The sequence below is a fragment of the Rhizobium sp. BK538 genome (genome assembly GCF_014197575.1).
Classification (GTDB): Bacteria; Pseudomonadota; Alphaproteobacteria; order Rhizobiales; family Rhizobiaceae; genus Rhizobium.
Genome location: NZ_JACIFT010000020.1, coordinates 32,320 through 44,827 on the forward strand (window position 1 = coordinate 32,320; position 12,508 = coordinate 44,827).

11 protein-coding genes and 1 pseudogene are annotated in these 12,508 nt (G+C 62.4%); 10 read left to right on the forward strand and 2 right to left on the reverse strand.

The annotated features are described in order from the left end of the window. Positions 1-34 precede the first annotated feature (34 nt). Both FHX09_RS22470 and FHX09_RS22475 read left to right on the forward strand, forming a co-directional pair. Positions 35-1,405 (forward strand): annotated as a pseudogene (locus FHX09_RS22470) (methyl-accepting chemotaxis protein); the annotation flags it as partial. Next, a complete protein-coding gene (locus tag FHX09_RS22475; RefSeq protein WP_183721860.1) occupies positions 1,406-1,609 on the forward strand; it encodes a hypothetical protein in 204 nt (67 codons plus the stop codon). A 207-nt stretch (positions 1,610-1,816) separates the two neighbouring features. Here the strand turns inward: FHX09_RS22475 and FHX09_RS22480 are convergent, their stop codons facing one another. Then, positions 1,817-2,602, reverse strand: coding sequence for an IclR family transcriptional regulator (locus FHX09_RS22480; protein WP_007791060.1), 786 nt, complete (start codon positions 2,600-2,602; stop codon positions 1,817-1,819). Positions 2,603-2,664: 62 nt separating this feature from the next. Beyond that, positions 2,665-4,002, reverse strand: a complete 1,338-nt coding sequence (locus FHX09_RS22485; protein WP_183721863.1) for an MmgE/PrpD family protein — start codon at positions 4,000-4,002, stop codon at positions 2,665-2,667. Between the two features lie 138 nt (positions 4,003-4,140). On the opposite strand from FHX09_RS22485, the gene FHX09_RS22490 reads away from it, so the two are divergent. The 8 genes from FHX09_RS22490 (at position 4,141) to FHX09_RS22525 (ending at position 11,813) form a co-directional block, all read left to right on the forward strand. Beyond that, positions 4,141-4,446, forward strand: coding sequence for a (2Fe-2S)-binding protein (locus FHX09_RS22490; RefSeq protein ID WP_132593755.1), 306 nt, complete (start codon positions 4,141-4,143; stop codon positions 4,444-4,446). Continuing rightward, positions 4,446-5,816: an NAD(P)/FAD-dependent oxidoreductase gene (locus FHX09_RS22495; protein ID WP_184450673.1), complete on the forward strand. Its 1,371-nt coding sequence runs from the start codon at positions 4,446-4,448 to the stop codon at positions 5,814-5,816. The genes FHX09_RS22490 and FHX09_RS22495 overlap by 1 nt, the downstream gene beginning before the upstream one ends. Next, positions 5,813-6,949, forward strand: a complete 1,137-nt coding sequence (locus FHX09_RS22500) for an FAD-dependent oxidoreductase (protein ID WP_184450674.1) — start codon at positions 5,813-5,815, stop codon at positions 6,947-6,949. Before FHX09_RS22495 ends, FHX09_RS22500 begins: the two co-directional genes overlap by 4 nt. A 30-nt stretch (positions 6,950-6,979) precedes the next feature. Beyond that, complete coding sequence (locus tag FHX09_RS22505) at positions 6,980-7,861, forward strand: transporter substrate-binding domain-containing protein (RefSeq protein WP_183721872.1); 882 nt, start codon at positions 6,980-6,982, stop codon at positions 7,859-7,861. Positions 7,862-7,916: 55 nt separating this feature from the next. Then, entirely contained in the window at positions 7,917-8,693 is a 777-nt protein-coding gene (locus FHX09_RS22510) for an amino acid ABC transporter ATP-binding protein (protein ID WP_184450675.1), read from the forward strand. Then, entirely contained in the window at positions 8,686-9,336 is a 651-nt protein-coding gene (locus FHX09_RS22515) for an amino acid ABC transporter permease (RefSeq protein WP_184450676.1), read from the forward strand. The genes FHX09_RS22510 and FHX09_RS22515 overlap by 8 nt, the downstream gene beginning before the upstream one ends. Continuing rightward, complete coding sequence (locus tag FHX09_RS22520) at positions 9,333-10,055, forward strand: amino acid ABC transporter permease (protein WP_184450677.1); 723 nt, start codon at positions 9,333-9,335, stop codon at positions 10,053-10,055. Before FHX09_RS22515 ends, FHX09_RS22520 begins: the two co-directional genes overlap by 4 nt. Positions 10,056-10,118: 63 nt before the next feature. Further along, positions 10,119-11,813 (forward strand): dihydroxyacetone kinase family protein, encoded by a 1,695-nt coding sequence (locus FHX09_RS22525; RefSeq protein WP_184450678.1) that lies wholly within the window; start codon positions 10,119-10,121, stop codon positions 11,811-11,813. Positions 11,814-12,508 lie beyond the last annotated feature (695 nt).

Here is a 12,508-nt window from a genome sequence, read left to right on the forward strand (position 1 = left end):
GGCCGGCACGGCATTCAGGATCGTCCTTCGAGGTGTGCTTCGGCCGATGGCGCGGATTGCCAACTGCATGACCGCGCTCGCAACAGGCAATCTGGGGACGAACGTACCCTTCACCGACCGAACGAACGAAATCGGCGAGATGGCCCGCGCCGTCGAGGTGTTCAGACAAAACGGCATCAGGGTCCAGGAGATGAATGCGCAGGAGGCAGCACTGCAGGCAAAGAGCGCCGACCTGCAGTCGAGCATCGGCGAGGTCGTCTCGGCGGCGGTCGCCGGCGACTTCTCCCGCCGCATCATCAAGGACTACGACAATGCCGACCTCAACCGCTTCGCCGCCCAGGTCAACGAATTGGTGACCTCGGTCGACAAGGGTATTGCCGAAACCCGCCGGGTCATTTCAGCCCTCGCCGAAGGCGATCTGACGGACACCATGCGCGGCGCGTTCCAGGGCGCCTTCGGCGAGCTGCAGCAGAACGTCAACCAGACGATGGCCAACCTGCGCTCGGTGCTCGGCGAGGTGCGCGCGGCGATCGACACGATCAATGGCGGCGCCGGCGAGATGCGCATGGCCTCGGGCGCTCTTTCCAAGCGCACCGAGCAGCAGGCGGCCTCGCTCGAGGAGACCTCCTCGGCCCTGGAAGAGATCACCGCCGCGGTGAAGAGCTCGACCGAACGGGCGACGGAAGCCAGCCACATGGTCGACGAGGCGAGGAGAAGTACCGAGCAGTCGAGCGCGGTGGTCAAGGATGCGGTGTCGGCGATGGACCGCATCGAAAAGGCCTCCGGCGAGATCGGCCAGATCATCAACGTCATCGACGAGATCGCCTTCCAGACCAACCTCTTGGCGCTCAACGCCGGCGTCGAGGCGGCGCGTGCCGGCGATGCCGGCAAGGGCTTTGCCGTCGTCGCCCAGGAAGTGCGCGAGCTCGCCCAGCGCTCGGCCAATGCCGCCAAGGACATCAAGGCGCTGATCAACCGCTCCAGCGGGGAAGTCAACTCCGGCGTCAGGCTGGTGACGGCGACCGGCGAGGCGCTTTCGCTGATCCAGGGCCATGTGGTCAAGATCAACGAGCATGTGCATTCGATCGCTACCGCCGCCAAGGAACAGTCCACGGGGCTGAGCGAGGTCTCGATCGCTGTCAACCAGATGGACCAGGTGACGCAGCAGAACGCGGCGATGGTCGAGGAATCGACCGCAGCCACCAGCCGGCTCGCCGACGAGGCCGCCAATCTGGCGCGGCTGATCGCCCGCTTCAAGACCGAGGCCGCGGCCACGCCTCGCCTCGCCGGCCAGCGGATGCGGCCGGTTGCCTCGCCCGCCCGGGCGCTGTCGCGCAAGCTCGCCGGCGCATTTGACGGCCGCGCGGCTACGGCAGCCGCCGCGACGAAGTGGGAGGAGTTCTGAATGAAAACGGCAGCTTCGGCCCCAGGTCAGGCGACGCTGGACATCATCGCCTTCCATCTCGGCGGTGAGCGGTTCTGCATCAAGACCACCTCGATCCGGGAGATCCGGGATGGGCAGCGGAAACGCCGCTGCGCCGCAACGCCTCGTCCCCGTCTTTCGTCAATGCCGCCCGTAGAAAGATGCACGCAAGAGCAGCACGTATAGGTCGTTCGTCAAAACAAGTGGGCCGGAATATGTGACGACGTTCCGGCTTTATTTCTTCTGTGGCTTGTTCCGATAGGGCAGCAAGACGACCTGATAAGCAACGATGCGCTGCTTTGCTGGGCCATGACGCGACGGTTGGATCGCAGATCGCTAATGGCGCCCGGTCCGGCGGTGGGTTCTCTGGGTTCTGTCGTTGCGCTTGTGGCGTCAGGTGGCGAGTGGATTGAGCTGCTGCTCGATCTCCCGCACCTCCCTGGTCAACAGTGCGACGAGTTCTGGCCTTCTCTCGGCCGTTAACCTGGGGCTCGTGAGATTGATGGCAATCGAAGCGATTGCATCGCGGCCCGGCGGCAAGATCGGCACTGCGATGGAGGCAATCCCTGCGACAAGTTCTCCATCGTCGATCGCATATCCCTGCTCGCGGATCTTCTCAAGCGCGTCCTTGATCTTACGTGACGTGAAGGTGCCAAATTTCTTGTAGAGCATTGCGTTCGTGTTGAGAATGACGTCGGCTTCCGCCGGCGGAAGAAAGGCAAGAATGGCCTGGCTTGCCGGCCCTATGCCCATCGGGATCTGCCCGCCGATATGGCCAGTCAGGCTGTCGATCACATAGGTGCCCTGCTGGCGGTCAACACAAACAGTGTTGAAGCCGGCACGCGCCATCAGGTACACCGAGTCGCTTGTCGCAGCCGCAAGCCGCAACAGCGCTGGGCGGGCGAGCTGACGAAGTCCTGTGCCATCGGCTGCCGACACCCCCATTGCAAAGAGCGCAAGGCCCAGCCGGTAGCGCTTTGTTTCCCGCTCGCGATCGACCAGGCCATGGCGCTCGAGGGCGCTAACAATACGATGAACCGTCGGCTGCTTCAGGCCCATGGCCTCGCCGATTGTCGCCATCGACGCACCGCGCTGGCCGACATCACCGAGATACTTCAGGATCGCGACCGCCCTGTCCAGCAGCTGAGTTCCTGTTGCCGCGATCTCGTCCTTCGCCATGCGTTGCCCCCAAACTCAAAGTTCGAGGAATTCCTTATACATCCGGGCGACATTGTAAACGTCTAGCTGGCGCTGCTTAATGTCTCAATCAGCGCAGCCGGATTATGATGGATGCCAAGCCCGTGGACCGCCGTCACAATACCTGCCGTCTGCTCCTGGCTCAGAGCCGACGAGAGCTTCATGAACTTTTCCTGCAGTTCGCGCGCAGTCAGCGGATTTTGCGGTTCGCCCCTTGGATGCAGCACTTCGATCGTTTCGCGTTTTCCCTTCGCCGTCATCGTCACACGTGCCGGCGTGGCGGCAGGAAAAGAATCGAAATAGTCATTTGCGCTCGACAAGCCGATGCGTCGGGCAAGCCCGGTCACGCGCTTGTCGAAAAGGTGCGCATCGTCCATCGGCAGCAACGCCTTTTCGCCGTGTACCAGTGCCAAGGCGACACAGAAGGGAATGCTATATTGTGCGGCCTCGGCCGATTGGGGCTCACTTTGGTTCGGCAGCGTCAGCGCACGCTCGAAGGTTTCAATCATCAAGCCCTCGATATCGTCGGGACCCGCCTGCAGTCGCTGAGCGAGAACCAATGCTCCATCAATTGCGGCATGTCCCCATCGGCAACAACTGTAGAGCTTGAAGTATGCCTCATCGATCGCCCAGGTCTTTGAATAGCCGTCCAGCAGACGCTGCCGGTCGTAGAGCGCGGGATCGTCCAGTATATCGAGGGGGCCACGATGGCCCGCGGCTGCAAGCGCCAGCGCCTGAAGCCCGTTCGCCGTTGCCCAAGGTATGCCTTCCTTGACGGTATGGCCGAGCCTGGTCCAACCGGTCGCCGCCTGAGATGTCGCGGTCTGTCCCGCGATCGCGATGGCGTTGGCAATCACCGATGTCGACAGGCCCTTCAGCCATCCGCAGGCAGCCGCAACACCCGGTCCACACCACAGTCCTGTGTCCGTTGTGCGGATCGTCCTGATATCGCGCGCAGCCGAAATGCGCACGGCAATCTCGTAGCCAAGGACGATCGCGCAAAGCAACCGGTCGGCGCTGCAGCCGGCTGACCCGGCAATGGCAAGTACGGCGGGCACGATCGCGGCGGCGGGATGACCGGATGCCTTACGGTGCCCATCATCGAGATCAAGGGCGGCCGCGTAGGTGGCATTGACGAAGGCCGCTCCAACAGGCGGTAGACGCCGTTTTGTAAACCAGACGGCCGCTGCGCCGTCTCCCCATATCTCGGCTGCCGCCTTGAGCGAGGCCCGGCCCGCATCCGTCGTCGATCCTGCCGCCGCAACGCCGAGCGTATCCAAGAGTGTGCGACGCGCGGAACTGTGCACGCCTGACGGAACGCGGTCGATTCCGTTGCAACGGGCGGCCAGAACCGAAGCGCCGCATTCGCTGTGGCGGGTCATCGAGATACTCCCTGTGGTAGTATTCAAGTTTCGAGCATCCTTCTGTTGAACTTGCATATGTGGATTTATATCAGCATTGACATCCATAATATGGACGCATAGCCTGTCAACATCAAATCCGGGAGGAAGGATACGAAGATGGTGGATCAGGCCCATTCCGGCCCGAAGAGACTTGCCGCTGCTGGCGCCAAGGCGATCCGGATCATGGTCGATGGTCGACCCTATACCGCCCGGCAAGGCGAGACCGTGCTGACGGCCATCAGGATGGGAATCGGTCACGCTCGCAACTTTGAGTTTCTTCCTGAGAGGCGTGCGGGCTTCTGCCTGATGGGCACCTGCCAGGATTGCTGGCTGTGGCGCAAAGATGGGCGCCGCCTGCGGACCTGCACGAGCCGTGTGGAAGCCGACATGGAACTCTTGACGACTGCGCCGGAGGCGATCTGATGGACACGACCCCAGTCATTATCGGTGCAGGACCAGCAGGCATTGCGGCCGCAGCCGCCCTTGCGCAGTGCGGATTGCGGCCGGTTGTCATCGACGAGGCGGCTCAGCCGGGCGGACAGATCTTCCGCCATCCACGGGCCGAGCTCAAAAGAACCGACGACGAGCTCTACGGCTTCGACGCAAGAAGGGCGGTCGAATTTCGGGATGGTTTCGCTGCGCTCGCACCGAAGATCGACTATCGACCCGAGACCCATATCTGGAGCGCATGCGAAGGCAAGCTGCATGTCGTCAGTAGAAGCGGGCCCTCCGTCCAGAACTGGTCCCATCTGATCATCGCGACGGGTGCGATGGACAGGATCGTGCCGGTGAAAGGGTGGACGGCCCCGGGCGTCTATAGCCTCGGGGGCGCACAGATTGCGCTCAAGGCGGAAGCATCCTTGATCGGCCAGCGCGTCGTCTTTGCCGGTACCGGCCCTCTCCTCTACCTCGTCGCCTACCAGTACGCCAAGGCGGGCGCGACCGTTGTCGCGGTTCTCGAAGTCGGCAATCCCTTCGGCCATATGGCGCTGCTGCCTGCGCTCGCTTCGGGCCGAACCGCCTTCACAAAAGGGCTGTTCTACATGGCCACGCTTCGCAGGCGCGGCGTTCCGCTATTGACTGGCGTCCGGTTGATCGAGGTCCTGCGCGGCGCCGATGATCATGTGACGGGCATTGCCTATCATTGGCGTGGCCGCGACAAGGTTGCGACCTGCGATGGCCTGGCAATCGGTCATGGCCTGAAGGCGGAAACCCAGATCGCTGATCTGCTGGGGCTCGAATTCTCCTTTGACCCTGTTCAGAGACAATGGTTGCCCCACGCCGATCGCGACGGCCGCTCGTCAATGGCGAACGTCTATCTTGCCGGTGACGGGTTTTCGATCCGCGGCAGCGAGACTGCCCAGGCCAGTGGACGGCTGGCGGCAGCAGCGCTGCTGCGTGACAGCGGTCACATTGAGCCGATCGAGATTGGACGTGACCGGCGCACGGTCGCAAAGACCGCGCGTTTTCGAAAAGCGATGGATCAGATCTTCGCGTTCCCGCATCGGGTCGCTGCCGCGCTTTCGGACGACGTCCTCGTCTGTCGCTGTGAAGGCCTGACCGCGGGGACAGTCCGTCAGGCGGTGGCGGCCTCAGGCGAGGCCGAGATCAATCGGATAAAGGCCTTTTGCCGCGTCGGAATGGGGCGCTGCCAGGGACGACTTTGTGGCGCTTCCGCTGCCGAACTCATCGCTTCGGCGGCTGGCGTTGGCATCGAGACCGTTGGTCGCTTGCGCGCACAGGCGCCCATCAAGCCAGTCACGCTTGCCGATCTTACCGGAGGCGGGCCGTGACCGGGGTCTTCGACATTGCGATCATCGGCGGTGGGCTTGCTGGCTGTTCAACGGCTCTCCATGCCCGCCTCAAGGGCGCCTCCGTGGTACTCGTGGAGCGCGGCCGCTGCGGCGCCCAGGCAAGCGGCGTCAATTATGGAGGTGTCCGTCAGCAGGGGCGTCATCCAGCCGAGCTTGCCCTTGCGCGCAGGAGCCGGGCAATCTGGGGCAGCCTGAAAAGTTTGATCGGCACGGACTGCGAGTTTACGGCCACCGGCCACTTGAAACTTGCCCGCAACGATGACGACATGGCCGAGCTGATTGCGCATCATTTGCTCCTTGGCGCACACGGCATTCATACCCTTATCCTCGACGCAGGCGATCTCAACGCCCGGTTTCCGTATCTTTCGAACCGTTATGTGGGTGGCTCTTTGTGCGCCGAGGACGGTCAAGCCAATCCGCGGCTTGTCGCGCCTGCCTTTGCGCGCGCTGCCCGCGCGCTGGGAGCCGACATTCGAGAGGGCTGCCGGGTGATCGGCGCCGATTCTTGCACGGGCGGATTTTCCATCCGCCTCGACAATGATCCGATCGTGCTCACAGCGCGCCGTCTGGTCAACACTGCCGGTGCCTGGGGTGCGGCGATCGCCGCGCAATTCGGCGACCACGTTGATGAGACGGTGATGGCGCCGAACATGTGCGTGACCGAGCCGATCGCCCCGTTGATTGGTCCAAATCTCGGCATCTGTGGCGGCGGCATCTACATCCGCCAAACCGCCCATGGAAGCGTCATCTTCGGCGCAGGCCTCGGTACTGCCGATCGAGAGCGCCTGCGCGCCCGGCCGCTCGCCGAAATCACCATGGAGGCGGCCGCAGCAGCCGTCGCCATGGTGCCTGAGCTAAAGAACGTCCTGCTGTTGCGAAGCTGGACGGGCATTGAGGGACGGATGCCCGACGGACTGCCGGTTGTCGGGCCAAGCCCGACCGTCGACGGCCTCTTTCACGCCTTCGGCTTTTCCGGCCACGGCTTCCAACTCGGACCGGCCGTCGGTGCGGTGCTCGCCGAGCTCTGCCTCGAAGGTCATTCACCGACATCCATATCCGGCCTCGCCATGACCCGGTTCAACCAGCCTCCGGCGACGGCCGTTCAATCCTGAAATTCACAAGGGAAACGAAAGGGAACAGACATGCGACATCCACTTCATCAATTTCTCGGCGGCGCTGTGGCGCTCACAATCGGACTCGCATCGGGTCCGGCCGCGGCCATCGATCCGTCCTACCATCTGAGCGAAGAAAACGTGCTCTCCGTCGCCATCACCGGCGACATGCCAGGACTGGTGGCCCGCGATGGAAAGCTTGCCGGCTATGACGGTGACATCCTTCAGATCGTGGCCGACAAGCTCGGCCTGACGATCAAGCCGGTGCCAATGGAGTGGTCGGGAGCGATCGCTGCCGTGCAGACCGGCCGCGTCGACATTATCGGCGGCAACGTTGCCTGGACAAAGCAGCGTGCCGATACGCTCTCGATGACGGATCCGACCGGCTACTTTCAAAACGGCATCACCTCGAAGAAGGCCTCTGGATGGCACACACTCAAGGACCTCGAGAACCGCAAGGTCGGCTCAATGACGGGCTTCTCGTTCCTGCCGGAGCTTCGACGGGTACCTGGACTGGAACTCTCCCTTTATGACAGCACCGACGCGGCACTTCGCGATCTCTTGGCCGGGCGTATCGAGGCGCTGGTCGGCGACCCGCCGGTCATCGACTATGCCCTGTTGAAGAATCCTGACTGGGGTCTCGTCAATCTCGCCTTTACCGACAATAACCCCGACTTTCCGCTGCTGACCGGTCTCGGCCGCCAGTATGTTTTTGGCCTCTCCAAGGAGAATGCCGCTCTTGCCGCTGATCTCAGCGCCGAGATTCGCGCGCTCTGGAGCTCATGTGAAGTGAAGGCGATCGGCAAACGCTACGGCAATATCAGCGAGGCCAACTATACGCCGTCGGCCGCAAACTTTCGGGTGGGTGCGGATCGCGCCGCCGGCTGGACGCCGCCAGCCTGCGGAAAATAGCAAGAGTGGCGGCCGGGCGACCGGCCGCATCCACCGTTCGAACAAGGAGGTCACCATGGCCGCCGACACTCTACTGGAGGTCGCCAATCTCGGCAAAACCTTCGGTCACCTGACAGTCCTCAAGAATGTCTCATTCAAGCTTGACCGGGGCGAGCGTGTCGCTCTGATCGGTCCGAGCGGCTCCGGCAAATCGACTTGTCTGAGAGCCATCAACTATCTCGAGCCACCGACAGAGGGCGAGATAAGCCTCGAAGGGCAGTTGATCGGACGCAGGCGGAATGGGCAGCCAATGACGGATCGGGAGATGGCGCCGCAGCGGGCGGAAATCGGGATGGTGTTCCAGCATTTCCACCTGTGGCCGCATCTTTCCGTTCGCGCCAATGTCGCGCTGCAGCCACGCAAGGTCAGGGGGATGAGCCGCGGTGATGCCGAGACGCTTGCAGGCGATCTGCTCGGCAAGGTCCATCTGGCGCACAAGGCCGAGGAGATGCCGCAGCGGCTCTCTGGTGGCCAGCAGCAGCGTGTGGCGATCGCCCGCGCGCTGGCGCAGCAGCCGAAGCTCCTGCTCTTCGACGAACCGACGTCGGCGCTCGATCCAGAGCTCGTCGGTGAAGTGCTGACCGTGATCAAGGAGCTGGCAGCCGAAGGGCGGGCGATGGTTCTCGTCACGCACGAGATCGCCTTTGCGCGCGAGGTCGCCGATCGCATCATTTTCATGGATGGCGGACAGATCATCGAAGAGGGATCCGCAAAGGCGGTGCTTGATCAGCCGAAGTCACCTCGCCTGAAGCAATTTCTCGCAAGCCTCAAGCTTGGGGGGGCCGATGAGTGATGCACTTCCAGGCTTGATCGCTGAGGCGTTGTTGACCGGAGCGCTGGTTACCGTCAAGGTCACCGCAGGCGCGCTTGCCGTTGCGCTCGCCATTGGCATGGCGCTTGCCGCAGCCGCCGTTTTGACGAACAACCGCATGCTCCAGACGACCATCCGCGTCTATGTCGAAGCGCTGCGCAACGTGCCGAGCCTGACATTTCTGTTCCTGCTCTATTTCGGCCTTGCATCGCTTGGAATCAGGCTGCCGTCGATGCTGGCGGCCATCGTCGGGCTGGGCCTGATTGGCAGCGCCATTACCGTCGACATATTTCGCTCGGGGTTTCTATCCGTTCCCGCCGGCCAGAGTGAGGCTGCGGCGTCGATCGGCCTGACGCCCTTCGTCGCCTTTCGACTGATCGTGTTTCCGCAAGGATTGAGACTGGCGCTGCCCTCGCTCGGCAACTACGCGGTTGCGCTTGTCAAGGATACGTCCCTTGTCGCCGCAATCGCTGCACCCGAGATCATGTTCAACGCTCGCCAGCTCGTCAACGAGACCTTCGAAACAACCCTGATTTATGGAAGTGCCGCACTCGTCTACCTGGTTCTGACTGGCGCCGTTGCACAGTTCACGTCCCTGGTTGAGCGCCGGCTGGAGACGCGATGATGTTCGTCGAAACCATTGCAGACAATGTTACCGACTGGGTGCCGCGGCTGCTCGTTGGCCTGCGATCGACGTTTGCGCTGACGGTGGGCGGATTTTGCCTCGCCTTCGTACTGGCGCTGCTCATCGAATATCTGCGCAGTCGCCGCAATCCCGCGCTCAGGCTCATTGCACGCCTTTATATCGCATGTGCGCGCGGCGTGCCGGTTCTGGTGATCCTTTATCTTCTCTATTTCGCGTTGCCAGTCGCAGGAATCACCCTGTCGGCCTTGTCTGCCGGAACGATCGGCCTTGCAGCGGTCTATGGCGCCTATCTCGCCGAAGTGTTCCGCGCTGGCCTTAGCGCCGTTCCGACGGGCCAGCGCGAGGCGGCACTGGCAAGCGGCATGACACCATTCCAGACGTTCCGGCTTGTTCTTTTGCCGCAGGCGGTCCGGCATACGATTGCCCCGCTGTTGATCAATCTGGTCTCGCTCTTGAAGGACAGTTCCATCTGCGCCCTCATCGCGGTTCCGGAACTGACGCTGGTCTCGCGCGAGATCATGTCTGAGAGTTTCATGCCGCTCTCCGTCTTCGCGCTGACTGCGCTGCTTTATTTTGCGCTCGCCTGGCCGGCCTCGCTCGTTGCCCGCGCCCTCGAGCAGCGCCTTCATCGCCCGGCGGCGCAGCGTGACCGCGGCCGCAGCAAGCGTTCCGCCGTCGAAGTCACGGCCGTGGGGTGACCGCAAGGGTGTTGCCGCAGACCCATGGGGTCCAATAATCCTTACATTGCTATGGGAGTGAAGATGAAAAAACTGATCAACCGGCCGGAAGATGTCGTCCGGGAAATGCTGGAAGGCGTTGTTGCCCTGTCGCCGGCAACCGCACTCCTGGGAGACGAAAACATCGTCGTTCAGGCCCGACTGCCGGACGATTGCGCCCGCAAGGTCGCGCTGATCTCCGGCGGCGGCAGCGGCCATGAGCCGGCCCATGCCGGCTATGTTGGACCCGGCATGCTGACGGCGGCGGTGGCAGGCGACGTCTTCACCTCGCCAAGTGCCGATGCCGTCCTTACCGCGATCCGGGCGGTTGGCGGGCCCGCCGGCGTTCTTCTCATTGTCAAGAACTACACGGGCGACAGGTTGAACTTCGGGCTCGCCGCCGAGATGGCCCGTGCTGAGGGGATACCGGTCGAGATTGTCGTCGTTGCAGACGATACAGCACTTCGTGACACGGTTCCTGCCGAGCGCCGCCGTGGCATCGCCGGCACCGTCCTGGTTCACAAGCTCGCCGGCGCGGCGGCCGCTGAGGGCCTGGCACTTGGCAGGGTCGCAGCGATCGCCAAGGCTGCGGCAGAGCGGATCTCCTCCATGGGTGTTTCGCTCGGATCCTGTACGCTTCCTTCGGTCGGCAAGCCCGGCTTTACACTTGGGGAGAATGAAATCGAGATCGGGCTCGGCATTCATGGTGAACCGGGTGTCAAGAGGATGGCCAATGCTTCGGCGGACGCATTGGTGGATCTCGTTATCGACACGATGATTGCCGACGGAAAAATCAAGCGTGGAGACGATGTCGCGCTCCTCGTGAATGGCCTTGGATCGACGCCGCCCCTGGAGCTCGCCATCCTGGCACGCGCCGGGCTGGCGCGGCTTGAGCGAGAAGGCATGACGGTCGTTCGCAGTTGGGCCGGAACGTTCCTCTCCGCTCTCGACATGCCTGGGTTTTCGCTGTCGATTTTGCCGATAACGGCAGACGACCTGGTGCGTCTTGATCATCCGGTCGAAACGCTCGCCTGGCCAGGCGGAGGCAAAATCAATAAACCTGGAGCGACGATCAGCATCCCCTCCCATTCCGTACCCGCCGATGACAGTCGGCGCGCCGTTGCTACTCAATCGGGCCAGCGGTTGCGTCAACTGTTCGCCAGCATCGCCAGCGCGCTTGTCAATGCAGAAGACGAGTTGGCGCGACTGGATAGCATCTCTGGCGACGGCGACCTTGGGGCAAGCATGCGGCGCGGCGCGGACGCTTTGCTGTCCCTGCCTGACGCTGCATTCTCAAGCGTTGCTCAAGCGTTGTCACAAGCTGGCGAGCGGGTCAGGAAAGCGATCGCGGGAAGTTCGGGGCCGTTCTATGCCACTGCACTCATGCGTGCGGCACGTCGTTTGTCTGCAATTGACGAGCCGACCGCCGCCGACATAGCAGGCGCATTTTTGGACGCGGTTCAGGCGATCATGGATCTTGGTGGGGCCCGTCCCGGCGACCGGACCATGGTTGACGCATTGGAACCCGCTGCCCGGACGCTCAGCGATCAACTCGGTTCGAACGTGGCGTTCAAGACCGCTTGGCGCACGGCCGTGGAGGCAGCCGAGGACGGAATGAAGCGGACGAGTGACATGCATCCGAAGCTTGGACGCGCGAGTTATCTCGGAAAGCGCGCAATCGGTCATCCGGACGCAGGCGCTGCCGCCGCCGTCATATGGCTAAGAGCCACGATTCAATAGCTCGCGGTGCAGCCGGCTGACGTTTTTGCTGTGAGCAGGAGGGTTTCCAGGTCGATGTTGACGATCTGCTGCAAATGACATCAGCCAGATATTTGCTCTTGGTGGCCCCGACGGCGCCGGCGAGCATGGGATAGCTTTCGGTAGGCAAGGAGGCTACGTGATGAACTGAAGGTGTGTGGAATGCTGCCGAAGAAAAGCCGAAATCAGCCAAGCCATTCCTCAAAGCTGAGTGAACGCAGGCTATTCAGATTTTGCGCAATTCCTAAGAAACATTCAGCCGGATGTTGGCGCGGGCCGTAGGGTAACCCGAACGATTTTGCTCTTCGCTCGAGATTGGTGAGGACGCGTCGACGGTAATTCTCCTCGTAGTGGGAGGCTCCCGGATCGTTGTATTCCATACCGTGCCGCAGGGTCCGGCAGTAGGGCGAGAGCAGGAAGCGCTGATTGCCTCAATATTTCCACCCTCCGGAGGATCTCCAGGTCGGGCGCGGCTTTGCGCGGCTGCGGAATGACGGGTGGGAGCTTGTCGGAGACCATGTTCAATTCCCTGTAAGTTACGCGATACGACGGGACCTCGCCGGGGTCGGCGAGCGGAAGGTCAGCGTTGTCGTATTCGTATGATCTTGAACATGCGTCAGCGCGGAAGAAATCGCTTTCCTAAGCGCTTAGGTTTTTATATAAGGTGAACACAGCCA